We start from the raw sequence: 23,902 nt of genomic DNA, 5'->3' as shown, positions 1-23,902 counted from the left end.
GACATCCGGTCGATCTGGCCACGTACTCCACCGATCAGCCAGCCACCAGGAGCCGCAGCCGGTTGCTGTCACCCGGCTGCGGAGGTGCCCTCAGCCGGGACGGGTCACTTCGCCTCCTGGCGAAGTCGGTCAGTCTTGTGTGGTCATCGCCGTGATGACCACGGGGATGTTGGGTGCGCCGCCGCCGGGGCTGGGCTCGAATGATCCGTCGTTGCCCGCTGCGGCGATCGTGTCCAGCACGGCCAGCCCGGCCTCGTCGACGGTGCCGACGGCGGTGTAGTCGGGGGGCAGTTGCGTGTCGGTGAAGCACAGGAAGAACTGGCTGCCGGTGGAGTTCACCTGGCCGCTGTTCGCCATCGCGATCGTGCCGCGCGGATAGGCCGTGGAGGCGGTGACCTCCTGGCCGTACTTGTAGCTCGGCCCGCCCTGCCCGGTGCCCGACGGGTCGCCGCACTGCAGCACACCGAAGGTCTCCTGGTTGACCTCCCGGTGGCATGGGCTGCCGTCGAAGAAGCCCTGCTGAGCCAGGAAGGTGAAGCTGGACACGGCGCAGGGCGCGGTGGCCCGGTCGAGGGTGAGCGTGAGGTCGCCCTGCCCGGTGCTCATCAACAGCGTGGAGGTGCCGGTGGTGGGCGTGCGCGCCGCGTCCGGCGGGGTGCCCACGTCGATGATGTTGACGTTGCCCGACGTGTCGGGGATGAAGTTGCACGCCACGGTGCCGTCGGCATTGGTCGCGGTCGGCGCGGGGATGTAGTCGGTGGAGGGCGCGGGGACGGAGTCGGGGGTGAAGGCGCTGGGGGTGTCGGAGCTCCCGACGGTGGTCACGAAGAGGGAGAGCACCCCCAAGACGGCGACGATGTACAGGGCCACCGATCCGATGAGGCTGACGCCGAACGCGATCCAGTAGCGGTTCTCCGAGTGGCCCGTCTTCCGTGCCCGGCTGGCCGCAAGCGCGGCGGGGATGAGGCCGAACAGCCCGAACAGGACCGTGATCACGATGGTGAGCGCAAGACCCGGCGGCGGCTCCTGGCTGGCCGTCCGGTCGTCCCAGCGTGGAGCGTTCCACCCAGGGCCGCGCTGCTCGGGCGGAGGCCAGCCGCCGGGCGTGCTCAACACGCGCTCCGCGGCAGCCGGGCAACCGCTGCCGACCGCATGAATCCTGTCCTGTTCATCGTTCTCCCTGTGCACCGGTGCGCCGGTTGTCCCGAAGGCCGGCGTGATGATTCCGAAACGGGACCGCGGTGGCCAGATGCTGTGGAAGGTTCCGCACTGCTCACGGCTGGAGATGGTGTGAGTTCACCCGTCGCGTCGCCCGAGGCCGGCACGCATGTGACCAGTGACCGCCAACTGCCGTCACGCGGAGCTGGACGATGTCGCACCGCCACCCGCGGTTACCTGGTCAGGGGCGCCAGCCGGGCCCAGATCCGCGCGCTGGAGGCCGTGGCCGACGGCGAGACGATCCTCGGCCGCGGGGTCGGCGGTGGTGCGCTGGCCCGCCTGAGCCCCGACGGTGACGCGCTCGGCGCGTTCCCCGGGCTCACCGACCGCGAGCGGGAGGTGCTCGGCCTGCGGGCGACCGGCCTGAGCAACGGGCAGATCGCCGGCCGCCCGCCCGAGGGCTGAACACCCACAGCACTCCCACAGTCGCCCCGCGGTCCGGGCAGGCTCAGCGGTGACGGTGACGCGGTGGCACCGCGGTCCGGAGGACCGCGGTGTGCTCAGTCGTCGCGGGCGTGCTTGCCGCTGCGGCCGGAGCCCGGCTCCTCGCGCTCGGCCATCGCCGCCACGCCGTCGGCGTAGCCGCTGGCGTAGTCCCAGCTGACGTAGTCGTCGGGGTCCGGGTCGAAGGGCGGCTCGTGCCGGCCGGTCTGCCCCTCCTCGAGCAGCTGGCGCAGGTTGGCCTGCATCAGCGCCCAGTCGACGTGGTGTTCCTCGTCGCAGTCGGGGCAGTCGACGACGATGCCCTTGATCCCGCTGGGCTCCAGCAGCGTGCGGAACACCTCGAGCTCGGCGAGGTCGTCCAGCACACCGGCCCGCTCCTCCATGGTCAGCGGCGGCGGACCCGGCCGGTCGGTGCCCCCGAAGTCGGGGCCGTCATCGAACGAACTCACGCCTGCCACGGTAGTGCTCTGACGGGGATCACACCGCCCCTGACGTGCTGCCGCCTACGATCGACATCGGTTCCCCGCGCGCCCAGGAGGGTGCCGGCCCGATCGCGGAGGGGTGGCCGCATCCATGCAGCCCGACGAGTTCGTACCTGAGCTGCCGGCGAAGTTCGCCCCGCTCGGTCTCACCTACGACGACGTCCTGCTCATCCCGGGCGCGTCCGACGTGGTCCCGGCCGAGGTGGACACCGCCAGCCGGCTGACCCGTGGGATCCGGCTGGCCGTGCCGCTGGTCTCCAGCGCGATGGACACCGTCACCGAGGCGCGCATGGCGATCGCCATGGCCCGCGTCGGCGGGATCGGCATCCTGCACCGCAACCTCGCCGCGGAGGAGCAGGCCGGGCAGGTCGACCTGGTGAAGCGGTCCGAGGCCGGGATGGTGACCAACCCGATCACCTGCTCGCCGGACAACACCCTCGCCGAGGTCGACGCGCTGTCGGGCCGTTACCGGATCTCCGGCGCGCCCGTGGTCGACGGCGACGGCGTCCTCGTGGGCATCGTGACCAACCGGGACATGCGGTTCGAGACCGACCAGCGGCGGCTGGTCCGCGACGTCATGACGCCGATGCCGCTGGTCACCGCGCCGGTGGGGGTCGACCCGGACACCGCGCTGGACCTGCTGCGCCGGCACAAGATCGAGAAGCTGCCGCTGGTGGACGACGCCGGCCGGCTGCGCGGGCTGATCACCGTCAAGGACTTCGTCAAGCGCGACCAGTACCCCGACGCCACCAAGGACGCCGACGGGCGACTGATGGTCGGCGCCGCGCTCGGCGTGGGCGAGGACGCCTACAAGCGGGCCGGCCTGCTGGTCGAGGCCGGCGTGGACGTGCTCGTGGTCGACACCGCCCACGGCCACCAGCGGGCCGTGCTGGACATGGTGGCCCGGGTGAAGAAGGACTTCCCGGTGCAGGTGGTCGGCGGCAACATCGCCACCCGCGCCGGAGCGCAGGCCCTCATCGACGCGGGGGTGGACGGGGTCAAGGTCGGCGTCGGCCCGGGCTCGATCTGCACCACCCGGGTGGTCGCCGGCGTCGGCGTCCCGCAGGTCACCGCCATCTACGAGGCCGCGCTGGCCGCCAAGCCGGCCGGGGTGCCGGTCATCGCCGACGGCGGGCTGCAGTACTCCGGGGACATCGCCAAGGCGCTGGTCGCCGGCGCGGACACGGTGATGATCGGCGGCCTGTTCGCCGGCGTCGAGGAGGCGCCGGGCGAGCTGATCTTCGTCAACGGCAAGCAGTTCAAGACCTACCGCGGCATGGGCTCGCTGGGCGCGATGCAGAAGCGGGGCAACCAGTCCTTCAGCCGGGACCGGTACTTCGCCGACGACGTCCTCTCCGACGACAAGCTCGTCCCCGAGGGGATCGAGGGCCAGGTGCCCTACCGCGGCCCGCTGTCCGGCGTGGCCCACCAGCTCGTCGGTGGCCTGCGCGCCTCCATGGGGTACGCGGGGGCCGGGACAGTGGCCGAGCTGCAGGACCGCGGCCAGCTGACCCGGATCACCTCGGCCGGGCTGGTGGAGAGCCACCCGCACGACATCCAGATGACCATCGAAGCCCCGAACTACCGGGGGCGCTGACCATGAACATGCGTGACACCGTCGACATCGGGCTGAACCGCTCCGCCCGCCGTGGCTACGACCTGGACGAGGTCTCCATCGTCCCCTCGCGGCGCACGCGGGACGTCGATGACGTCTCCACCGCCTGGCAGATCGACGCCTTCCGGTTCGACTTCCCGTTGGTGACCAGCCCCTCGGACGCCGTCGTCAGCCCGGCGACGGCGATCGCCGTCGGCCAGGCCGGCGGCCTGGGCGTCCTCAACGCCGAGGGGTTGTGGACCCGCTACGACGACCCGGAGCCGGTCTACCGGCGACTGCGGGAGGCGGCCGGGGACGGCGCCCCGCCGGTGGCGCTGCTGCAGGAGGTCTACGCCGAGCCGGTCAAGCCGGACCTGGTCACCACCCGGGTCAAGGAGATCCGCGAGGCCGGCGTCACCACCGCCGTCCGGGTCTCCCCGCAGCACACGCTGCAGCTGGCTCCCACGGTGCTGGCTGCCGGGGTGGACCTGCTGGTCATCCAGGGCACGATCGTCTCCGCCGAGCACGTCACCACCTCCGGAGACGCGCTCAACCTCAAGGAGTTCATCGCCGACCTCGACGTCCCGGTCATCGTGGGCGGGGCGGCGAACTACCAGACCGCCCTGCACCTGATGCGCACCGGCGCGGCCGGCGTGATCGTGGGCGTGGGCGCCGACAGCTACTCCACCACCGACACCGTCATGGGCATCCGGGTGCCGCTGGCCAGCGCCATCGCCGACGCCGCCGCGGCTCGCCGCGACTACCTGGACGAGACCGGCGGCCGGTACGTGCACGTCATCGCCAACGGCCGGATCGAGACCAGCGGCGCCATCGCGCGGGCGCTGGCCTGCGGGGCGGACGCCGTGCAGCTGGGCGAGCCGCTGCGCGCGGCGGCCGAGGCGCCGGGCGGCGGCGTCTGGTGGGACTCGGTCGCCGCCCATCCGCGGCTGCCACGCGGCGGTACCTCCGCGCCGGTCGACCCGGTGGGGTCGCTGCACGACGTGCTGCTCGGCGAGGCGCACAGCGCCGACGGGCGGACCAACCTGTTCGGGGCGCTGCGCCGCACGATGGCCAAGACCGGCTACCGGGACCTCAAGGAGTTCCAGCGGGTCGACCTCGTGCTGGGGGGCCGGTCGGACTGATGGACTTCCCGACCGTTCTCGTCGTCGACTTCGGCGCCCAGTACGCCCAGCTGATCGCCCGGCGCATCCGGGAGGCCGGGGTGTACTCCGAGATCGTCCCGTCCGACGTCCCGGCCGAGGAGATCCTCGCCCGCAAGCCGGCGGCGATCGTGCTCTCCGGCGGGCCCTCGAGCGTGTACGCCGAGGGCGCTCCGCAGGTCGACCCGGCGCTCTTCGAGGGCGGGGTGCCGGCCTTCGGCATCTGCTACGGCTTCCAGGCGATGGCGCAGAGCCTGGGTGGCACCGTGGCGCACACCGGCGACCGCGAGTACGGCGGCACGCCGCTGACGGTCACCACCCCGGGCAAGCTGTTCGGCTCGCTGCCGGTGGAGCAGTCGGTGTGGATGAGCCACGGGGACGCCGTCTCCCAGGCCCCGGCCGGGTTCACCGTCACGGCCACCTCCACCGGCGCGCCGGTCGCGGCGTTCGAGGACGTCGACCGCAAGCTCGCCGGGGTGCAGTTCCATCCGGAGGTGCGGCACACCGCGCACGGGCAGACGGTGCTCGAGCACTTCCTCTTCGACATCGCCGGCCTCGAGCCGACCTGGACGATGGCCAACGTCGTCGAGGAGCAGGTGGAGCGGATCCGCGTGCAGGTCGGCGACCGCCGGGCGCTGTGCGCGCTGTCGGGCGGGGTGGACTCCGCCGTGGCAGCCGCCCTGGTGCAGCGGGCCATCGGTGACCGGCTGACCTGCGTCTACGTCGACCACGGGCTGATGCGGGAGGGCGAGACCGAGCAGATCGAGCGGGACTTCGTCGCCGTCACCGGCGCCGACCTGCGGGTGGTCGACGCCCGCGAGCAGTTCCTCTCGGCACTCGCCGGGGTCAGCGACCCGGAGGAGAAGCGGAAGATCATCGGCCGGGAGTTCATCCGGGTCTTCGAGCAGGCCGCGCTCGATGTCGTCGCCGATGCGCAGGCGCACGGGGAGACCGTCGACTTCCTCGTGCAGGGCACGCTGTACCCCGACGTCGTCGAGTCCGGCGGCGGCACCGGGACGGCGAACATCAAGAGCCACCACAACGTCGGTGGGCTCCCCGAGGACCTCACCTTCACCCTCGTCGAGCCGCTGCGGGCGCTGTTCAAGGATGAGGTCCGCGAGGTCGGCCTGCAGCTGGGGCTGCCGGAGTCGCTGGTGTGGCGGCAGCCGTTCCCCGGCCCGGGGCTCGGCATCCGCATCGTCGGCGAGGTCACCCAGGAGCGCCTGGACGTGCTGCGTCGGGCCGACGCGATCGCCCGCGAGGAGCTCACCGCAGCCGGGCTGGACCGCGAGATCTGGCAGTGCCCGGTGGTGCTGCTGGCCGACGTCCGATCGGTGGGCGTCCAGGGCGACGGGCGCACCTACGGGCACCCGGTCGTGCTGCGCCCGGTGTCCAGCGAGGACGCGATGACCGCCGACTGGACGCGGCTGCCCTACGACGTGCTGGCGAAGATCTCGACCCGCATCACCAACGAGGTGCCCGAGGTCAATCGCGTCGTCCTCGACGTGACCAGCAAGCCGCCGGGCACCATCGAGTGGGAGTGAGTCCCCGCTAGATCGTCGGCCGCCGGACGGCGTGGGCGTCTGCCGGCGGGGTGCCGAACACCGCTGGATCGCGTTCGGGGGCGGTCTCCGTGGTGAGGTCGGCGGCCTCGATGCGGTCCCAGCGGAACCAGCGCGGCGCGTCCCGGGCGCGGCACCAGGCCAGCACGTACCAGCGGCCCTGCGTGCGGGCCACCAGTTGCGGCTCGACCCGGCGCCGGGACACGCGGCCGGTTCCATCGCGGTAGGTGATCGCCGCGACCCGGCGTCGCACCAGTGCCTCCTCGACGACCGCTGCCGGCCCCGGGCGGGTGTGCTGCCGGGCGCGAACCCACACCCGCCCGCCCAGCCGCTCGGCCTCCTGCCGAGCCGTGGGGCCCAGGACGTCGAGCACCTTCTCCAGCGCCGCCCGGCCGTCGGCGGCGAACGGTGCGTCCTCCGCTCCGGCCAGTGCCACGGCGACCGCCACCGCCTGGGCCGGCGTGAGGTTGACCGGAGGCAAGGTGGCGGCGGCATCGAGCACGTACCCGCCCCCCGGGCCGGACGTCGCCCAGATCGGCAGCCCGGCCTGCTGCAGCGCGGCGACGTCCCGCTTGATCGTCCGGGTCGAGACCTCCAGCCACCGGGCCAGCCGCTCCGCCGTCCGGCCGCGCGGCCCGGCCCGGCGCAGCTCCTCGCTGAGGGCGTGCAACCGGTCGGTGCGGTTCACGGCGCAATTCTCGCAGGAGTCGGTGACAGGACGGTGTCACCAGGGAGCGGCCACGCTCCTCCCATGGCTTCCATCGCTCTCTTCCACTCCGCCCTCGGGGTCCGCCCCGGCATCACCGATGCCGCCGCCCGGCTGCGGGCCGCCGGCCACGACGTGCTCGTCGTCGACCAGTGCGACGGGCAGGTGTTCGACGACTACGCGAAGGCCTCCGCGTACGTCGAGCGGATCGGTTTCCCGGCGCTGATGCAGCAGGCGCTGGACGCCGTCCGCGACCTGCCCGACGGGTTCGTCGCCGCGGGGTTCTCCAACGGCGCGGGGATGGCCGAGCACGTGGCCACGCAGCGCCGCTGCGGCGGCGCGCTGCTCTTCTCCGGCGCCCTCCCGCTCGCGGTGCTCGGCGCCGACGCCTGGCCCGGGGGCGTCCCCGTGCAGCTCCACTACGGCGAGCGCGACCCGCTCCGCTCCCCGGAGTGGGTGGACGCCTTCGTCTCCGACGTCCGGCGCAGCGGCAGCCCGGTCGAGCTCGTCGACCACCCGGTCACCGGCCACCTGTTCACCGACCCGAGCCTGCCGGCCGAGTACGACGAGCCGGCCACCGAGCTCCTGTGGTCCCGGGCCCTGGCGTTCCTCGCCCGGATCGCCTCCTGACACGGCGGAGGGCCGGGGAGCATCGCTCCCCGGCCCTCCGCCCGTTCCGCCCTCCCGCGGGGTCAGCGCCGCCGGCGGCGGGCCCGGCGTAGTTCGGTGACCAGCAGCGCGAGGCCACCGCCGATCAGCACCAGCCAGAGCAGGCCCCCGTCGAACAGGAGGTCGAAGGGCAGGACCGCCCCGACCATCACGGCGATCGCCAGGACCACGAACACCAGGCCCGGGACGAGGGCGGTGAGGTCGACACCGCGACGGTGCGGCTGCGGCGGGTCCTCGGTCTCCAGCGGGGTGACGTCCTGCCAGGCCTGCTCCTGCCAGGCCGTGGGCGTCGTCGGGAACTCGCTGTAGTCAGCCACGGTCCACCTCCACGTTGCCGATGCCGGCGTCGATGGTGAGCACGATCTCTTCCCTGCTGTCGTCGGACCAGGACGCTCCTCTGCCCGGGAAGAAGCCGCCGTCGGAGCTGCCGTCCAGGATGTCGACGTCACCGATCCCGCTGTCCACGGTGATCCGGACGTCGGCCGAGCGGGGGAGGAGGACCTCCACGTCGCCGACGCCGGCGTCCAGCCGCGTGGTCACCGGGTGGTCGAGGGCCCCGAGGTCGTCGAGGTCGGACAGGTCGAGGGTGACGTCGCCGACCCCGCCGTCGTAGGAGGGGCGGACGTCGGCGGCGGTCAGCGGGCGGTACGTGCGGTCGCCCACGTCACCGTCGACGTGCCTCCAGTCGGCCGTGGAGGCGAGCAGCGCCACGGAGAGGACGACGCCGAGCGCGATCAGGCCGCCCTTGGCCCGCCGTCCGCCGGAGAAGGCCGCGGCGACCAGGCCGAGGCCTACCACCAGGAGCGCGGTGCCGAAGAAGCCGACGGGGCCGACGTCCCAGCCGGTGAGCCGGGTGAGCGCCGCGAGCAGACCGACGGCGATGAGCAGCCCGGCGAGGGTCAGCCCCGGCACCGCCGAGCGCGGCCCGGCCCAGCGGGCGGCGCGCCGCTCGTGCTCGCCGGCGCCGGTCGTCCCGGCCGGCATGAAGATCCACAGCAGCAGGTAGACGGGGACGCCGGGGCCGGCCAGCGCGAGGGCGACGAAGCCGACCCGCCAGAGCAGCGCGTCGATGCCGCTGTACTCGGCCAGGCCGCCGGAGACGCCGCCGATGACCTTGTCGGTGCGGCTGCGCCGCAGCGGCGACCGCTCCGGCGGCCCGGGCGGCGGCGGGTACGCGGTCGCCGGTGGGTCCGGCGACGGCGGAGCGGGAGGAGGTGCGGATGTCATGGCACCGACCCTGCCGCCACCGGGCGCCCGGATCCATCAGGGAACGCCCCCATCCGACCCTGGTCCGCCCTCCCGGGGGATCACCGGTGTCGGGGCAGGGTGGGCCGGTGCGACGATCAGTGCCGTGACGACGACCGCCCTCGTGCCGCTGCGGCCGCCGCTGGTGCGGCCGCGCTCCGGGCGGTTGCTGGCCGGGGTGGCCGCGGGGACGGCGATCCACCTGCGTGCCGATCCGCTGGTCGTCCGGGTGGCCTTCGTCGTCCTCGCCGCCACCGGGATCGGCGTCGTGGCCTACGCGCTGCTGTGGTTCTTCATGCCGGTCGCCGACGTGGAGGCCTCGCCGGTGGTGCCGGGGGAGGCCGAGGAACCCACCCGCCGGCAGGCTCTGGGGTTGGGGCTGCTCGGCCTCGGGGCGCTGGTGCTGGTGACCCAGCTGTCGAGCTGGGGCAGCGGCAGCCTCGTCCTGCCGTTGTTGCTGGTCGGCGTCGGGCTGGCGGTCATCTGGCGGCAGCTGGACACCGACCGCACGTTGGCCCGCCCGAGGGTGCGCTGGGTGCTCGCGGGTGGCGTGTTGCTCGGCGTGGCCGGGCTGGTCCTGCTGCTGGCCACCACCGGGCAGCTGGCCAACGCCCGCAACGGCTTCGCCGCGACGCTGGTGATCCTGGTCGGCATCACCCTGGCCACCGCCCCGCTGTGGCGCCGGCTGCTCGCCTCCCGGGAGGCCGAGCGCACCGCCCGCGTCCGGTCCGAGGAGCGGGCCGCCGTCGCCGCCCACCTGCACGACTCGGTGCTGCAGACCCTCGCGCTCATCCAGCGGCACGCCGAGGACCCGACGGCCGTCGCCCGGCTGGCCCGCAGCCAGGAGCGGGAGCTGCGGATCTGGCTCTACGAGCCGGAGAAGGCCACCGAAGGCACGTGGGCGTCGCTGGTGGCGGGGATGGTCGCCGAGGTGGAGGCCGACCACGCGCTCACCGTGGAGTCGGTCGTCGTCGGGGACGCCCCGGTCGACGACGCGCTCGTCGCCCTCGGCGCCGCCACCCGGGAGGCACTGGTGAACGCGGCGAAGCACTCGGGCGCGACGTCGGCCGACCTGTACACCGAGGTGACCCCCGCACGGGTCGAGGTGTTCGTCCGCGACCGCGGCGCCGGGTTCGACCCGGCGGCGGTGCCGGCCGACCGGCGCGGGCTGCGGGACTCGGTGACCGGCCGGCTGGCCCGGCTCGGCGGGACGGCGACCGTGCGCTCGGCGCCGGGGGAGGGGACCGAGGTGGAGCTGTTCCTGCCCAGGGAGGCCGCTGCATGAGTGAGCTCGCGCACTCGCCCGGGAGGACGCGGGTGTTCCTCGTCGATGACCACGCGATGGTGCGGTCCGGCGTGCGCACCGAGCTGGGGGACGCCGTCGCCGTGGTCGGCGAGGCCGCCGATGTCTCCGGCGCGATCGAGGGCATCCGGGCCACCGTGCCGGACGTCGTCCTGCTCGACGTGCACCTGCCCGGCGGTGGCGGCCGGGCGGTCCTGGAGGCGCTGCGGGCCGAGCTGCCGGAGGTGCGCTGGCTGGCCCTGTCGGTGTCCGACGCCGCCGAGGACGTCATCGCCGTCATCCGGGCCGGCGCCCGCGGCTACGTCACCAAGACGATCTCCGGGCCGGACCTGCGCGACGCGGTGAACCGGGTGGCCGACGGCGACGTCGTGTTCAGCCCGCGGCTGGCCGGGTTCGTGCTGGACGCCTTCGCCGCGACCTCGGCGTCCGCCCCGGAACCCGAGGACGCCACCGATCCCGGGCTGGACCTGCTCAGCGCCCGCGAGCGGGAGGTCATGCAGCTGCTGGCCCGCGGCTACACCTACCGGGAGATCGGCTCGCGGCTGTTCATCTCGGTGAAGACGGTGGAGTCCCACGCGTCCAACGTGCTGCGCAAGCTGCAGCTGTCCAACCGCAACGAGCTCACCCGCTGGGCGGCCACGAACCGCCTGCTCTGATCCGTGCCCGGAGGGGCAGAAATGGCCATTTCTGCCCCTCCGGATCATGCCGTGTGGACGACGTGGAAGGCCTCGCCGAGCCGGCCCTCGGGCAGGCCCAGGCGGCGGGCGGTCTCGCGCATCCAGCCGGTGACGAACCCCTCGAGGTCGTCGAGGTGCCCGACCTGGCTGACGTGGCTCTTGAGCGCGGCGAACTTCAGCTCCACCACGTCGGTGACGTCGACGACGTGGTCGGCGCGCGGACTGGCGGTCAACCACACCTCGTCGACCGTCCACGCCTCCAGGCCCTCGTCGGCGAGCAGCTCGGGGAAGGCGAACGGGTTGCGGGCGTCGGGGTAGACCGCCCGCAGGGTGGACTCGCCGACGGTCATGTGGTCGGGGTGGCTGGCGCCGATCCGCTCGTAGAACCGCTCCGGCGAGCTGGTGAGCACCCGCTGCGGGCGCACCTCCCGGATCACCCGGGCGATGTCGCGCCGCAGGTCGAGGGTCAGCTCGAGCCGGCCGTCGGGGTAACCGAGGAACCGGACCTCCTTCACGCCGACCGCTGCGGCGGCGGCCTCCTGCTCGGCCCGGCGCAGCGGCCCCATCTCGTGCCGCGGGGTGTCGTCGAAGCCGCCCGCGTCACCGTCGGTGACGATGCAGTAGGTGACCTCGGTGCCCGCCGCCGTCCAGGTGGCGACGGTGCCGGCACTGCCGAAGTCGACGTCGTCGGGGTGGGCGAGCACGCACAGCGCGCGCTCGACGTGCTCGGCGGGCTTCCGGGACAGGGATGCGGTCACCCGATGGAGCCTAGGCGGCCGTCATGCGGGCCCACGGTCCGACCGCGGGCCAGTTCGGGTGGGGAGGACGGGGTCCTTCTAGAGCCGGCCGCGGCCCTGGCGGAGCAGCATCATCCCGAGGGTCGCGCCGTCACGGCCGAGGGCGGCCTGGAAGCGGGCCAGCACCTTCTGCTCGCGGGACAGCGACAGGCGGGTCCCGCCGGCGGCGCGCCGCAGCTCGCCGATCTGCTGGGAGACGGCCAGCCGGCGCTGCACCAGCCGGATGATCTCGGCGTCGCAGTCGTCGATCTCCTCGCGCAGCCCGGCGATCTGCTCGTCGGCGGAAGCAGCGGCGTCGGTGGCGAGCGTGCTGGTCATGGCGGTGGTCCTCCGGGGCGTTCGGAAGGCTCTCGGACCCCGGGAACGAGAAACGCCCCGGGCTCTTCGGGCCCGGGGCGTCTGTTGCGGCGTGTGCTCAGCCAGCGGTGACGGACACCGGAACCCGGTGGCCGTAGTAAAAGCTGAACGAGGCGAGCACGGCAGGAAGTCTGGCACGACGGGGGGCCGAGCGCCACCCCCGCCCCCGATCGGTGTGTCGGGCGCGCCGCTCGGGACCGCTGTGGCGCCTGGTCGGAGGGGGCCGGGTTCGTCGGCCGCCCGACATACAGTGGGCGGGTCATGAGCAGCATCCAGCAGGCCCTTCCCGGTGCCCAGAAGTCCCTCCCAGGTACGGAGGCGCTGCCGCGCTCCGCCTCCGGTTCCGTGGGGCGGGAACTGGACCGCATGCTCGCCGGGCTCAACGGCCCGCAGCGCCAGGCCGTCGCCCACGAGGGCAGCCCGCTGCTCATCGTCGCCGGCGCCGGCTCCGGCAAGACCCGCGTGCTCACCCACCGGATCGCCTACCTGCTGGGCGCTCGCGGCGTGCAGCCGGGTGAGGTGCTGGCGATCACCTTCACCAACAAGGCCGCCGGCGAGATGAAGGAGCGGGTCGCCGCGCTGGTCGGGCCCCGCGCCCGGGCGATGTGGGTGTCGACCTTCCACTCGATGTGCGTGCGCATCCTGCGCGCCGAGGCGGCCAAGCTGGGCCTGAAGTCCTCGTTCACGATCTACGACCAGGGCGACTCGGTCCGGCTGATGACCATGGTCGCCCGCGATCTGGACCTCGACGCGAAGCGCTACCCCGGCCGCAGCCTCGCCGCGCAGGTCTCGAACCTGAAGAACGAGCTGATCGACGAGGAGAGCTACGTCCCGCAGACGGCGCCGGAGAAGGTGCTCGCGGAGACCTACCGGCTCTACCAGCAGCGGCTGCGTCAGGCGCACGCGCTGGACTTCGACGACCTGATCATGACGACGGTGCACCTGTTGCAGGCGTTCCCCGACGTCGCCGAGCACTACCGCCGGCGCTTCCGGCACGTGCTGGTCGACGAGTACCAGGACACCAACCACGCCCAGTACGTGCTGGTCCGCGAGCTGGTCGGCACGGGGGAGGGCCCGGTGCCGCCGGCCGAGCTGTGCGTGGTGGGCGACGCCGACCAGTCCATCTACGCCTTCCGCGGCGCGACGATCCGCAACATCGACGAGTTCGAGCGCGACTACCCCGACGCCACGACGATCCTGCTGGAGCAGAACTACCGCTCCACCCAGCGCATCCTCAGGGCGGCCAACCAGGTCATCTCCAGGAACACCGGCCGCCGCCCGAAGAACCTGTGGACCGACGCCGGCGACGGCGAGCTGATCGAGGGCTACGTCGCCGAGAACGAGCACGACGAGGCCGCCTGGGTCGCCGAGCAGATCGACGCGCTGGTCGACGAGGGCAAGGCGCAGCCCAAGGACATCGCCGTCTTCTACCGGACCAACAACGCCTCCCGCGTCTTCGAGGAGGTGTTCATCCGCGTCGGCATGCCCTACAAGGTGGTCGGTGGAGTGCGCTTCTACGAGCGCAAGGAGGTCCGCGACGCGCTGGCCTACCTCAAGGTGGTCGCCAACCCTGCCGACGTGGTGAGCCTGCGCCGGGTCCTCAACACGCCCAAGCGCGGCATCGGGGAGCGGGCGGAGGCCTGCGTCGAGGGCTTCGCCGACCGGGAGCGGATCGCCTTCGCCTCGGCGCTGCGCCGCTCCGCGGAGGTGCCCGGCCTGGCCACCCGGTCGCAGAAGGCGATCGGCGAGTTCGTCGCGCTGCTCGAGGAGTTCGAGCACCTGGCGGAGACCGGGTCGGGCCCGGCCGCGCTGCTGGAGAGCATCCTGGACCGCACCGGGTACCTCACGGAGCTGCAGGCGAGCACCGACCCGCAGGACGAGGGCCGGGTCGACAACCTCAACGAGCTCATCTCGGTCGCCGCGGAGTTCGAGGCGGCCAACCCCGGCGGCACGGTCACCGACTTCCTCGAGCAGGTGTCGCTGGTCGCCGACGCCGACCAGATCCCGGTCGCCGGGGACGAGGCCGGCGTCGTCACGCTGATGACGTTGCACACCGCCAAGGGGCTGGAGTTCCCGGTCGTGTTCCTCACCGGGATGGAGGACGGCGTCTTCCCGCACCTGCGCGCCCTCGGCGACCCGCGGGAGCTCGAGGAGGAGCGCCGGCTGGCCTACGTCGGCATCACCCGCGCCCAGGAGCGGCTGCACCTCTCCCGCGCCCAGGTGCGCACCAGCTGGGGCCAGCCGGCCTACAACCCGCCCTCGCGGTTCCTCGACGAGCTGCCCGGGGACACGGTGCAGTGGGCCGGCAAGGAGCCGGCGCCCGCACCGTCGACCGGGTACTCCTCGGCGCAGCGGCGGGTGGCGGCCACCGGCCTGTCCACCGGGGGGCTGCGGGGCGGTGCAGGCAACCGTCAGGTGATCTCGGTGGAGGTGGGCGACCGGGTCAGCCATGACGCGTTCGGGCTCGGCACGGTCGTCGAGGTCAACGGCATCGGCGACAAGGCTCAGGCGACCGTCGACTTCGGCTCCGGCGGCACGAAGCGTCTGGTGCTGCGCTACGCCCCGCTGGTGAAGCTGTAGCACTCCCTGGTGGAGTGGGGCGCTCTGGCGCCTGCTGACCGGGAGACGACGTGGCCTCGCTGATCCACACGGCGATCACCTCGCTCGACGGCCGTGACGAGGACGGGACCGGCGGCTTCGACTGGGCCGAACCCGACGCGCAGCTGCACGCCTTCGTCAGCGACCTCGAGCGGTCGGTGGGCACCTACCTCTACGGCCGGGGGATGTACGAGGCGATGGCCGCCTGGGAGAACTCGAAGTGAAGTAGCGCCGTCAGATGTGGACGCCGCGCTCGGCCAGCCACTCCTGGGGGTCGATGGGCCGGCCGGTCATGCCGCCGCGGTGGATCTCGTAGTGCAGGTGCGGCCCGGTCGAGAAGCCCTCGTTGCCGATCTTGGCGATCTGGTCCCCGGCGCGCACCAGGTCCCCGGCCTGCACGTCGTAGTAGCGCATGTGGCCGTAGATGTGCACGTTGCCGTCGGCGTCCTGGATGTAGACCGCGTTGCCGTAGCCGGAGGCGCGGCCGGCCCGGATGACCACGCCGTCGGTGGAGGCGTAGATCGGCGTGCCGAGCGGGCCGGCGAGGTCGAGCCCGTAGTGCATGGAGCCCCAGCGCATGCAGAAGCAGGTGGTGAGCCGGCCCTGGGCCGGGAGCACGGTGGCGGGGGTGCGGGCGGCGCGGGAGGCGGCGAGCTCCTCCAGCCGCACCCGGGCCTGCGCCTCGGTGATGCCCTGGCGGACGCTGGCGTCCTCCATGTCCCCGGTCACGCCGAGGTCGGAGGCGACGCCCAGGCCGTAGTCGGCGGCGCCGGCGGCCACCGGCGTGGACTCGGCGGTCATGGTGCTGGGCAGGGCGGCGACGAGCGCTCCGGCGACCAGCGCCGCCAGCCACAGCGGGCCGCGCCTGCCGGGCGGGCGGGGCACGCCGCGCCGCCGCGCGGGGGGCGTCGGTCCGGCGTCCGCGGGGGCCGGCGGGCGGACGGCGGTGCGGGGCGCCGGGGCCGCCGATGCGGTGACGTCGCGGTCGGTCCCGCGCCGCTCCAGCAGCGCGGCACCAGTCTGCGGTGTCACCGGAGCCCCTTCCCTCGGCGCCTCCGCCGGGGTGCCGAGGGCAACCCGCCAGGGGAGCGACGGCGGCGAGGGTGTCCGGTGCTGCGACGCCCGCCGGTGGTTACCGGTGCCGTGATCGGACCGTAACGATCGGTCAGGTCGCCGCCCGTCAGCGACACTCCGTATCGCTTTGTCTGCACGGTGTGAGCTGGGTCGGGTGTGCGGGCGCTGTGGCGCAGCCCATGCCCGGTCGCCGCAGTGCTGCGGCAGCCGGGTGGCGGGTCAGGCGGTCAGGCGACCGCGAGAGGGGCCGGCGCGGTCCCGCCGTGGGGGCGCAGCCCGGCCAGTGTCGCGGCAACCTCGTCGACCACGGAGCGGTGGAACGGGAGGGACATGTGGCCCACCCCGCGGACGAGGACGTTGCGGACGCGCAGGTGCGGGTGGTCGCAGCGCCCGGCGGTGGTCGGCAGCACCACCTGGTCCAGGTCGCTGTAGATCGCGGTCACCGGTGTGCGGACGCCCGGGGCCGGCTCGTCCAGCTCCCGCAGGACCCGGGACCCCGGCCGCAGCTGGCGGATCAGCGGCGAGGGCACCAGGTGCGCGAGCAGCGTGCCCTGGTGCGGGGTCCCCAGGGTCACCAGGGACTCCATCCACCGGTCGCCGCCCTGGCGCTGCAGGTGGTAGCGGGCGATCAGGCCGCCCAGGCTGTGCCCGACGACGTGCACGCGGTCATGCCCTGTCTGCTCGCAGATCCGCTCGAGGTGCGCGCCGAGGTCACGGGCACCGCGGGCGACGTCGCCGAGCAGCGGGCTGTAGTTCCAGGAGCAGACGTGGGCGAACCCGCGACGGCGGAGGCCGCGGCGCATCACCGCGAAGATCGAGTGGTTGTCGATGAAGCCGTGCACGAGCACGACCGGCACCCGGGCGGCCAGCGGGTCGGCGGCGAAGAGTGCGCGGACGCTCGGCGGTTGCTCGCCGGGCCGGCGGCGCGGATCGGGCCGCAACTGCTCGGTGCGGGTGCCGAGCGGGTACATGAGCGCGTGCGCCCCGACGAGGGCCAGTTCGGTGATCCCACCGGTCAGTGCGGCGCGGGTGACCAGTGAGCGCCGAGAGCCTGGTGGCGACCCCGGCCCGGCGTCCGCGGTGTGCGACGCTGGATCCGAGCCCGGATCGCTGAGCGGACGCATCGTTCGTCCCTTCCCGTTCAGGGCCGTCGGCGGAGCTGGGGTTCGACTCGGGCCTGCGGCGACACCTCCGGGTAATGCCCGGTTCACCGAACCGTAAATCCCGGGTGTGTCAGTCGTCACACAGCCGTCGTCCAGCCGGGCCGATCGAGGCCGATCCGTGACCCATCCGAGGAGGGGACCGTGGCCAGCCGCAGTGAGGGGCCCACCCGCAACCGACCCGCCGCCGGTGCCGGACGGGGCCGGACGGCGACGGCCCGGCGCTCGCCGCGCGCGGCCGTTCCGACCCGCCCCGCGCCGCGGGACGAGCTGGTCGTGGGCGGAGCGCCGGTGGCTGCGCGGATCGCGGGGGCGCTGCTGGTCCTGGCCGGCCTGGCCGGCCTGGTCGCCGTCTTCCCGACCTACCTCGTCGTCGGGGGCCAGGAGGTCTCGCTGGGGACCGGGGTCGGCAGCGTGCTCGCCGCCGCCGTCGTGCCGGTGGCCGGCGCGCTGGTCGGGGCAGGGCTGGCCGCTGGCCGGGTCCCCCGGTTCGGCCTCGCGTACGCCGGCGTGGGCGGTGCGCTGGCGCTCGGCCTGCTGCTCATCGAGCTGTACCGGGCCAGTACCTCGACCGTCCGCCCCGGCCTCGAGGTGCTCGCGGGCCGCCGGGTGCTCACCAGCTCGGTCGAGATCGGTCCCGGCTGGGTGCTCGGCGCCGTGGGGCTCGCGCTCACCGTGCTCGCCGGAGCGCTCGCCCTCGCGTCGTGGGGGCGCACGGTCATGGAGGACGGCGGGTCGCTCGACCCCGCCCGCCCGGCGCTGGCGGGGGCCGCCGCGCTGCTCGGCGTCGGCACGGTGCTCTGCCTCGTCCTGCCGGCCGCCGACGTGCCCGACCGGCTGGTCACCGACCCGTCGACCGGCCTGCAGACGGTGGTCGAGCAGGAGGGGGCGCAGGGCCTGCTGGAGCGGCCGGGGCTCGCGCTGCTCGGCGGCCTGCTGCTCGCCGGGGCCATCGTGCTGTGCTCGGTGCTGGCCCCCTCGCTGCGGCCCCGGCTGGCGGCGGTCGGCGGGCTGCTGGCCATCACCGCCGTCGTCCTCGCCGCGGGGCTCGCGGGCCTGCGCGATGCCGCCGTCTCCGCGGAGCTGGAGTGGACCCTGCCCGGGGTCGGCCTGCTCCTGGCCGGCCTCGGGTACACCGCGCTCACCGTGCTGGCCCAGCGTGTGCACCGCCCGCGCTGACGGGAGCCGCACCCGCCTGCTGCCTAGGGTGGCCGGGTGGGTGAGGAACGCATCCGGGTGGTGATCGCCACGCCGGGGGAGGACGGGCACGGCCGGGCGGCCGAGACCGTGGCCCGTGCGCTGCGCGATGCCGGGATGGAGGTCGTCTACGCCGGCCGCCACCAGACCCCCGAGCAGATCGTCGACACCCTCGTCCAGGAGGACGCCGACGCGGTCGGCCTCCCGGTCCTGCCCGCGGAGCCCGCCGCCCTGCTGGCCCGGCTCGCCGAGCTGATGCGCGAGCGGGGCGTGGACGACGACGTGGTCGTGTTCGGCGGCGGCGAGGACACCGGGATGGCGCTGCCCGGCCTCACCCGGCTCTTCCCCCCGGCCGCCCCGGTGGCGGACATCGCCGGCTGGCTGCGCGAGCGGGTCGGTCCCGGGGCCGTCCGCCGCTGACCGCGTGCGCGCGCCTGAGCAGCGCCGTCGTCAGCAGAGGGCTCCGCGCCACCGGGCCACGCCGGCACCCGGTCGGGTGTGATGCCGCCCACCGCTCGAACGCCGGGGCGGCGAGGCGGTTACCGGCGGGCTACGGTGACTGCTCGTGGATCTCTTCGAGTACCAGGCCCGTGACCTGTTGGCCTCGCACGGCGTGCCCGTTCTCCCCGGCGGTGTCGCCGAGACCCCCCAGCAGGCGGAGGCGATCGCACGGGAGATCGCCGCACCCGTCGTCGTCAAGGCGCAGGTGAAGACCGGCGGCCGCGGCAAGGCCGGCGGCGTCAAGCTGGCCGACGACGCCGAGAGTGCCCGGGAGCACGCCCAGAACATCCTCGGGCTGGACATCAAGGGCCACATCACGCACCGCGTGATGGTTGCCCAGGCCAGCGACATCGCCGAGGAGTACTACTTCTCCTACCTGCTCGACCGCGCCAACCGCACCTTCCTGGCCATGGCCAGCGTCGAGGGCGGCATGGAGATCGAGGAGATCGCGGTCAGCAAGCCCGAGGCGCTGGCCCGCATCCCCGTGGACGCCACGGTCGGCGTCGACACCCAGAAGGCTGCCGAGATCGTCGACGCGGCCGGCTTCCCGGCCGAGGTGCGCGACCAGGTCATCGCCATCGCGGTGCAGCTGTGGGACGTCTTCAGCAAGGAGGACGCCACGCTGGTCGAGGTCAACCCGCTGGCCAAGGCCCCCGACGGCACCGTCCTCGCGCTCGACGCCAAGGTCACCCTCGACGACAACGCCCGCTTCCGGCACCCCGGCCACGAGCAGCTGGAGGACACCGCCTCCGCCGACCCGCTCGAGGCCGCGGCCAAGGAGAAGGACCTCAACTACGTCAAGCTCGAGGGCGAGGTCGGCATCATCGGCAACGGTGCCGGCCTGGTCATGAGCACGCTGGACGTCGTCGCCTACGCCGGTGAGGAGTTCGGCGGCGTCAAGCCGGCCAACTTCCTCGACATCGGCGGTGGCGCCTCGGCCGAGGTGATGGCCAACGGCCTGCACATCATCCTGTCCGACCCCGCCGTGAAGAGCGTGTTCGTCAACGTCTTCGGCGGCATCACCGCCTGCGACGCGGTCGCCAACGGCATCGTGCACGCCCTGCAGCTGCTCGGCGACGAGGCCACCAAGCCGCTGGTCGTCCGGCTCGACGGCAACAACGTGGAGGAGGGCCGGCGGATCCTCGCCGAGGCCAACCACCCGCTGGTGACCCTGGTGGACACGATGGACGGCGCCGCGCGCCGGGCCGCCGAGCTCGCCGCCGCCTAATCGTCTTTCGGCCTCGTCCAGAGGCTCGCCCCGAGCGTGCGAGGGGTGAGGAGGGCGAGGTCCTTCTACTCAGACAGGACACCAGAGAGATGTCGATCTTCCTCAACGAGAACAGCAAGGTCATCGTCCAGGGCATGACCGGCTCCGAGGGGCGCAAGCACACCCAGCGCATGCTCGCCTCGGGCACGTCGATCGTCGGTGGCGTGAACCCCAAGAAGGCCGGCCAGAAGGTCGACTTCGAGGGCGCCGCCGTGCCGGTGTTCGGCAGCGTCGCCGAGGCGATGAAGGAGACCGGCGCCGACGTCAGCGTCATCTTCGTGCCGCCGGCCGGCGCCAGGAACGCCGTCATCGAGGCCGTCGACGCCCAGATCGGGCTCGCCGTCGTCATCACCGAGGGCATCCCGGTGCACGATTCGACCTACTTCTGGGCGCACGCCCAGGGCGGCTCGACCCGCATCATCGGCCCGAACTGCCCCGGCCTGATCAGCCCCGGGCGCTCCAACGCCGGCATCATCCCGGCCAACATCACCCAGCAGGGCAAGATCGGGCTGGTCAGCAAGTCCGGCACGCTGACCTACCAGATGATGTACGAGCTCCGGGACATCGGTTTCTCCACCGCCGTCGGCATCGGTGGCGACCCGGTCATCGGCACCACGCACATCGACTGCCTGCAGGCCTTCCAGGACGACCCGGAGACCGAGGCCATCGTGATGATCGGTGAGATCGGTGGCGACGCCGAGGAGCGGGCCGCGGACTTCATCAAGGCCAACGTGACCAAGCCGGTCGTCGGCTACGTCGCCGGCTTCACCGCGCCCGAGGGCAAGACGATGGGCCACGCCGGCGCCATCGTCTCCGGCTCGGCCGGCACCGCGCAGGCCAAGAAGGAGGCCCTCGAGGCCGCCGGTGTGCGCGTGGGCAAGACGCCGTCGGAGACCGCCCGCCTCATGCGGGAGATCGTCGGCGCCTGAGCGAGAGGCGCCGCATCGACCCGGCGCCTGAGCACGCGGGACCGCAACGCGGGTCCGGCTTCCCCGATCGGGGGAGTCGGACCCGCGTCGTCTCGGTAGCGAGCGGCGTGCCGGGCCGGCCGTGTCACCCGGGCCGGGTAGGAAGACCTCGGTTCGCGCCGACCGGTGCGCAGGCCGGATCGAGGGATGTGCAGTGCGGCGCGGAGGAGCGCGATGACGGTCGCGGGGCAGGAGGGTTCGCCCCAGGGCGTGCGGGTGCTCCGCCCGGTGGCGGTGCGGCAGGTGTCGGCCGGCCTGGCGGTCGCGGCCGCGCTCGCCGGAACGCTGGCGCTGGGGCTGAGCCTGAGCACGGTGCGATCCGCCGAGGAGGGCGCCACCGAGTCGATCGTGCGCGTCGCCGGCGGCGAGGTCCTCACCGGTTACGACGGCAGCGACCCGTGGGCCTGGCCCTCCCTCGTCTGGACCGGGCCGGTGACGTCGGCCGTGCTGCTGCTGACCGCCGCCGCCCTGGCCGCGCTGCTGGGGGCGCGGGCCGACCTGCCGGGTCGGTGGGCCACGGCAGCGCAGCTGCTCGCCCTGGCCGGTGGGGGGCTGCTCGCCGGGGTGACCGGGGTGCAGGTCGCCGTGGGCTCCGCGGACTTCGCCCTCGGCGTCGCGCAGGAGGAGTTCGCCACCTGGTGGGGGCCGGTGCCGGGCGCGGCCGGGGCCGGGGCGCTGCTGGCCGTGGCGGCCGCCCTGACGGCGCGGCGTGGCCGGGCAGCGGTCCTCGCGACGGTGGGGATGCGTCCGGCACCGGCCGGCGTCCCGGCCGACGTGCCGTGGGGCGCCCGGTGAGCGCGCCCGGTCCCTGGGGGCAGCCGGCGGCGCCGCCGTCCCCGGTCGCCTGGGCCGCGTCGGCGCCTCCGGGGGGCGGTGGCCCCGTGCTGCCGCGCCGTTCGGTGGACGTGGCGGGCGTGCTGCGGCTGGTCGCCGCGGGGCTGCTCCTGGTCGGCGGCACCCTGCTGGCGCTGGCCCCGTTCCTCGACCTGGTCTCGGTCGCCCGGGAGGGCGAGGTCCGCTACTCGTCCACCGGCTGGGGGGGCGCGGGGGCCGGTTTCCTCCCGGCGCCGGAGTTCGGCCTGCCGATGGTCGCCGCCGCGGTGCTGCTCCTGGCGGCCGCCGTGCTCGCCGCCGTCGCCCGGTGGTCGGTGCGGCTGCGGACCGTCGCGGGTGCGGCCGCCGTCCTCGCCGTCTCGGTGACGGTCGGCGTCGTCTGGCTGGTCCTCGGCTACGCCGGGCACTTCCTCGACCTGGTGCGCGTCGCGGCCGAGGACCCCGAGGTCGCCGCCACCGGCGCCGGGCGGGTCCTGGCCACCCTGGCCCTGATCGCCGGCCTGCCGGGGCTGGTGGCCCTGCTCGTCGCGCCGCTGGCCGACCGGGCCGCGCAGCGCCCGGTGACCGCCCCGGTCGGGGGTGCGTGGTGAACCTGCGCCCACCCGCACCGGGCCGGCCGGCCGCACCGGTCCCACCGCCCACGCTGCTCGTCGCGGCCGGGCTGAGCTTCCTCCTGGTCGTGGCCGTGCTGCTGGCCGCCGCCACCGGTGGGCTCGGCGACCTGCTCGGGGAGGCCGGCTGGTGGCGGCACGACGCCGAGCTGCTGCCCGCGCTCCTCGCCGTGCCGTCGGTCGCTGGCCTGGTCGGAGGCGGAGCCGCGGCGCTGGGCGGCCGGGGCGGGCGCCTGCTGGCGGTATCGGCGCTCGGCCTGGCGGTGCTGGCCACCGTCGTCGTGGTCACCGAGCTGCTGCAGGACCGGGATGTGGCCCGCACGGTGATCGGTGCCCTGCTCGTCCTCGCCGGCGGAGCGGTCGTCGTCCTCGCCGGTGCCGGCCCGTCCCGGCGCTGGTACGGGGCGGGGGAGCGCCGGGCGGCGGAGCGGGCGGTCGCCCGGGTCCTCGCCCGCCCCGCCGGTGCGGGCCCGGACGCCGTCGTCGGCCGCGGACCCGGCTGGGTGGCGGCCGGTGCGGTCCTCGTGGTCGCGACCGTGGCCGGGGCGGCGCTGGTCGTCACGGGCTCGGCCGAGCCGGTCACCGGGCAGGCGTTCTCGCCCGGGGACTCGTCGGTGCCCCTGCCGATCGAGCCGTCCGACCCGCAGTTCGAGTTCGGCCTGGACCAGCTCGCCGACGACTGCGCGGACGGCTCCCTGGCGGCGTGCGACGACCTCTACCTGCAGGCCGACGTCGGCAGCGCCTACGAGGAGTACGGCAGCACCTGCGGGGGACGTGCGCAGGAGGAGCTGCGCGGCCGGTGCGCCGCGCTGTTCGACTGATGCCCGGTGCGTCTCCCCTCGTGGGGGTATACCGGGGCGCGGCGGTGTTGCGCCCGCCGCACCGGTGCGACCACGATGCGCGACGCGGAAAGCAACTACTGAGGAGAGCCGAACGATGACGTCCAGTCAGCCCCCGTCGCAGCCCGGGGGGTACGGGCAGGGCCAGCAGCCGTCCGGCTCGCCGACGCCGGAGGGCTACGGCCAGCCGCCCCAGGGTTACGGCCAGCCGCCCCAGGGCTACGGCCAGGCGCCGGAGGGCTACGGCCAGCCGCAGCCCCCGCAGCAGCCCTACGGGCAGCCTCAGCCCCCGCAGCAGCCCTACGGGCAGCCTCAGCCCCCGCAGCAGCCCGGCTACGGGCAGCCCCAGCCCCCGCAGCAGCCCGGCTACGGGCAGCCCCAGCCCCCGCAGCAGCCCGGCTACGGGCAGCCCCAGCCGCCCTACGTGCAGCAGCCCGGCTACGGGCAGCAGCAGCCGTACGGGCAGCACCCGCACGGCCGGCCGGCCGGGACGGGCGGTTCGGTGGGCTTCGACCCGAAGAAGCTGTCCCTGGGTGACTACGTGGTGGCCGGCAGCGTCGTCGCGTACCTGATCTTCATGATCATCCCGTGGTTCAGCGAGGACTTCGGGTTCGGTTTCTCCGTCTCGGTCAACGGCTT

Annotated in this window: 26 protein-coding genes; 17 read left to right on the top strand and 9 right to left on the bottom strand. The window is 74.1% G+C overall.

Annotated elements, in window-relative coordinates; all coding sequences use genetic code 11:
- Window positions 1-129: 129 nt before the first annotated feature.
- Entirely contained in the window at window positions 130-996 is an 867-nt protein-coding gene (locus tag BMZ50_RS00130; RefSeq protein ID WP_245753195.1) for a peptidylprolyl isomerase, read from the bottom strand.
- 294 nt (window positions 997-1,290) lie between these two features.
- On the opposite strand from BMZ50_RS00130, the gene BMZ50_RS23500 reads away from it, so the two are divergent.
- A complete protein-coding gene (locus BMZ50_RS23500) occupies window positions 1,291-1,623 on the top strand; it encodes a helix-turn-helix domain-containing protein (RefSeq protein ID WP_143087037.1) in 333 nt (110 codons plus the stop codon).
- Window positions 1,624-1,718: 95 nt separating this feature from the next.
- Here the strand turns inward: BMZ50_RS23500 and BMZ50_RS00120 are convergent, their stop codons facing one another.
- Complete coding sequence (locus tag BMZ50_RS00120; protein ID WP_091319489.1) at window positions 1,719-2,111, bottom strand: DUF5319 family protein; 393 nt, start codon at window positions 2,109-2,111, stop codon at window positions 1,719-1,721.
- Between the two features lie 124 nt (window positions 2,112-2,235).
- Here BMZ50_RS00120 and guaB point away from each other — a divergent pair, with 124 nt between their 5' ends.
- Genes guaB through guaA form a run of 3 tightly spaced genes read left to right on the top strand, consistent with a single transcriptional unit; the run spans window position 2,236 to window position 6,442 of the window.
- Complete coding sequence (gene guaB / locus BMZ50_RS00115) at window positions 2,236-3,741, top strand: IMP dehydrogenase (protein WP_091319486.1); 1,506 nt, start codon at window positions 2,236-2,238, stop codon at window positions 3,739-3,741.
- Window positions 3,742-3,743: 2 nt separating this feature from the next.
- A complete protein-coding gene (locus BMZ50_RS00110; protein WP_218146029.1) occupies window positions 3,744-4,880 on the top strand; it encodes a GuaB3 family IMP dehydrogenase-related protein in 1,137 nt (378 codons plus the stop codon).
- Window positions 4,880-6,442: a glutamine-hydrolyzing GMP synthase gene (gene guaA, locus BMZ50_RS00105; RefSeq protein ID WP_091319483.1), complete on the top strand. Its 1,563-nt coding sequence runs from the start codon at window positions 4,880-4,882 to the stop codon at window positions 6,440-6,442. The genes BMZ50_RS00110 and guaA overlap by 1 nt, the downstream gene beginning before the upstream one ends.
- 7 nt (window positions 6,443-6,449) lie before the next feature.
- Here the strand turns inward: guaA and BMZ50_RS00100 are convergent, their stop codons facing one another.
- Entirely contained in the window at window positions 6,450-7,148 is a 699-nt protein-coding gene (locus BMZ50_RS00100) for a helix-turn-helix transcriptional regulator (RefSeq protein WP_091319479.1), read from the bottom strand.
- Window positions 7,149-7,211: 63 nt separating this feature from the next.
- Here BMZ50_RS00100 and BMZ50_RS00095 point away from each other — a divergent pair, with 63 nt between their 5' ends.
- On the top strand, window positions 7,212-7,796 hold the full coding sequence (locus BMZ50_RS00095; protein WP_091319476.1) for a dienelactone hydrolase family protein: 585 nt from the start codon (window positions 7,212-7,214) through the stop codon (window positions 7,794-7,796).
- A gap of 62 nt (window positions 7,797-7,858) precedes the next feature.
- Here BMZ50_RS00095 and BMZ50_RS00090 read toward each other — a convergent pair whose 3' ends face one another.
- Together BMZ50_RS00090 and BMZ50_RS00085 are read right to left on the bottom strand one after the other, a co-directional pair.
- A complete protein-coding gene (locus BMZ50_RS00090; protein WP_091319473.1) occupies window positions 7,859-8,152 on the bottom strand; it encodes a hypothetical protein in 294 nt (97 codons plus the stop codon).
- Window positions 8,145-9,062, bottom strand: coding sequence for a PspC domain-containing protein (locus BMZ50_RS00085; RefSeq protein ID WP_091319471.1), 918 nt, complete (start codon window positions 9,060-9,062; stop codon window positions 8,145-8,147). The genes BMZ50_RS00090 and BMZ50_RS00085 overlap by 8 nt, the downstream gene beginning before the upstream one ends.
- A gap of 124 nt (window positions 9,063-9,186) precedes the next feature.
- Here BMZ50_RS00085 and BMZ50_RS00080 point away from each other — a divergent pair, with 124 nt between their 5' ends.
- Together BMZ50_RS00080 and BMZ50_RS00075 are read left to right on the top strand one after the other, a co-directional pair.
- Window positions 9,187-10,365: an ATP-binding protein gene (locus BMZ50_RS00080; RefSeq protein WP_091319467.1), complete on the top strand. Its 1,179-nt coding sequence runs from the start codon at window positions 9,187-9,189 to the stop codon at window positions 10,363-10,365.
- Window positions 10,362-11,039: a response regulator gene (locus BMZ50_RS00075; protein ID WP_091319464.1), complete on the top strand. Its 678-nt coding sequence runs from the start codon at window positions 10,362-10,364 to the stop codon at window positions 11,037-11,039. The genes BMZ50_RS00080 and BMZ50_RS00075 overlap by 4 nt, the downstream gene beginning before the upstream one ends.
- A 44-nt stretch (window positions 11,040-11,083) precedes the next feature.
- Here the strand turns inward: BMZ50_RS00075 and BMZ50_RS00070 are convergent, their stop codons facing one another.
- Both BMZ50_RS00070 and BMZ50_RS00065 read right to left on the bottom strand, forming a co-directional pair.
- Window positions 11,084-11,818 carry a PIG-L deacetylase family protein gene (locus BMZ50_RS00070; protein ID WP_091319460.1) on the bottom strand — a complete coding sequence of 245 codons (735 nt, stop codon included), beginning with the start codon at window positions 11,816-11,818 and terminating at the stop codon, window positions 11,084-11,086.
- Window positions 11,819-11,896: 78 nt separating this feature from the next.
- Window positions 11,897-12,175: a chorismate mutase gene (locus tag BMZ50_RS00065; protein ID WP_091319457.1), complete on the bottom strand. Its 279-nt coding sequence runs from the start codon at window positions 12,173-12,175 to the stop codon at window positions 11,897-11,899.
- 300 nt (window positions 12,176-12,475) lie between these two features.
- On the opposite strand from BMZ50_RS00065, the gene pcrA reads away from it, so the two are divergent.
- Both pcrA and BMZ50_RS00055 read left to right on the top strand, forming a co-directional pair.
- Entirely contained in the window at window positions 12,476-14,794 is a 2,319-nt protein-coding gene (pcrA, locus tag BMZ50_RS00060) for a DNA helicase PcrA (RefSeq protein WP_091319453.1), read from the top strand.
- Window positions 14,795-14,844: 50 nt separating this feature from the next.
- Window positions 14,845-15,036 carry a dihydrofolate reductase family protein gene (locus tag BMZ50_RS00055; RefSeq protein ID WP_091319450.1) on the top strand — a complete coding sequence of 64 codons (192 nt, stop codon included), beginning with the start codon at window positions 14,845-14,847 and terminating at the stop codon, window positions 15,034-15,036.
- Between the two features lie 10 nt (window positions 15,037-15,046).
- Here BMZ50_RS00055 and BMZ50_RS00050 read toward each other — a convergent pair whose 3' ends face one another.
- Complete coding sequence (locus BMZ50_RS00050) at window positions 15,047-15,844, bottom strand: M23 family metallopeptidase (protein WP_091319446.1); 798 nt, start codon at window positions 15,842-15,844, stop codon at window positions 15,047-15,049.
- Window positions 15,845-16,113: 269 nt separating this feature from the next.
- Entirely contained in the window at window positions 16,114-17,010 is an 897-nt protein-coding gene (locus BMZ50_RS00045; RefSeq protein ID WP_091319442.1) for a lipase family alpha/beta hydrolase, read from the bottom strand.
- A gap of 180 nt (window positions 17,011-17,190) precedes the next feature.
- Here BMZ50_RS00045 and BMZ50_RS00040 point away from each other — a divergent pair, with 180 nt between their 5' ends.
- The 8 genes from BMZ50_RS00040 to BMZ50_RS23875 all read left to right on the top strand — a co-directional run.
- Window positions 17,191-18,225: a hypothetical protein gene (locus BMZ50_RS00040; RefSeq protein WP_245753194.1), complete on the top strand. Its 1,035-nt coding sequence runs from the start codon at window positions 17,191-17,193 to the stop codon at window positions 18,223-18,225.
- 36 nt (window positions 18,226-18,261) lie between these two features.
- A complete protein-coding gene (locus BMZ50_RS00035; RefSeq protein WP_091319438.1) occupies window positions 18,262-18,663 on the top strand; it encodes a cobalamin-dependent protein in 402 nt (133 codons plus the stop codon).
- Window positions 18,664-18,808: 145 nt separating this feature from the next.
- On the top strand, window positions 18,809-19,972 hold the full coding sequence (gene sucC / locus BMZ50_RS00030) for an ADP-forming succinate--CoA ligase subunit beta (protein ID WP_091319434.1): 1,164 nt from the start codon (window positions 18,809-18,811) through the stop codon (window positions 19,970-19,972).
- An 89-nt stretch (window positions 19,973-20,061) separates the two neighbouring features.
- Window positions 20,062-20,940, top strand: coding sequence for a succinate--CoA ligase subunit alpha (sucD, locus tag BMZ50_RS00025; RefSeq protein ID WP_091319430.1), 879 nt, complete (start codon window positions 20,062-20,064; stop codon window positions 20,938-20,940).
- Between the two features lie 213 nt (window positions 20,941-21,153).
- The gene (locus tag BMZ50_RS00020) at window positions 21,154-21,774 is read left to right on the top strand and encodes a hypothetical protein (protein WP_091319427.1); all 621 of its coding nucleotides are present in this window, start codon (window positions 21,154-21,156) and stop codon (window positions 21,772-21,774) included.
- An 86-nt stretch (window positions 21,775-21,860) separates the two neighbouring features.
- Window positions 21,861-22,403, top strand: a complete 543-nt coding sequence (locus tag BMZ50_RS00015; RefSeq protein WP_091319424.1) for a hypothetical protein — start codon at window positions 21,861-21,863, stop codon at window positions 22,401-22,403.
- Window positions 22,400-23,245 carry a hypothetical protein gene (locus BMZ50_RS00010; RefSeq protein ID WP_143087036.1) on the top strand — a complete coding sequence of 282 codons (846 nt, stop codon included), beginning with the start codon at window positions 22,400-22,402 and terminating at the stop codon, window positions 23,243-23,245. Before BMZ50_RS00015 ends, BMZ50_RS00010 begins: the two co-directional genes overlap by 4 nt.
- Window positions 23,246-23,360: 115 nt before the next feature.
- Window positions 23,361-23,902, top strand: a 542-nt coding sequence (locus tag BMZ50_RS23875) for a hypothetical protein (RefSeq protein ID WP_425431975.1), incomplete at its 3' end; no start/stop codon positions are given.

This window comes from Geodermatophilus ruber (genome assembly GCF_900114385.1).
Lineage (GTDB): Bacteria > Actinomycetota > Actinomycetes > Mycobacteriales > Geodermatophilaceae > Geodermatophilus > Geodermatophilus ruber.
Note: the sequence above shows the minus strand (reverse complement) of the source record. Positions and strands in the feature narration are given on the sequence as shown.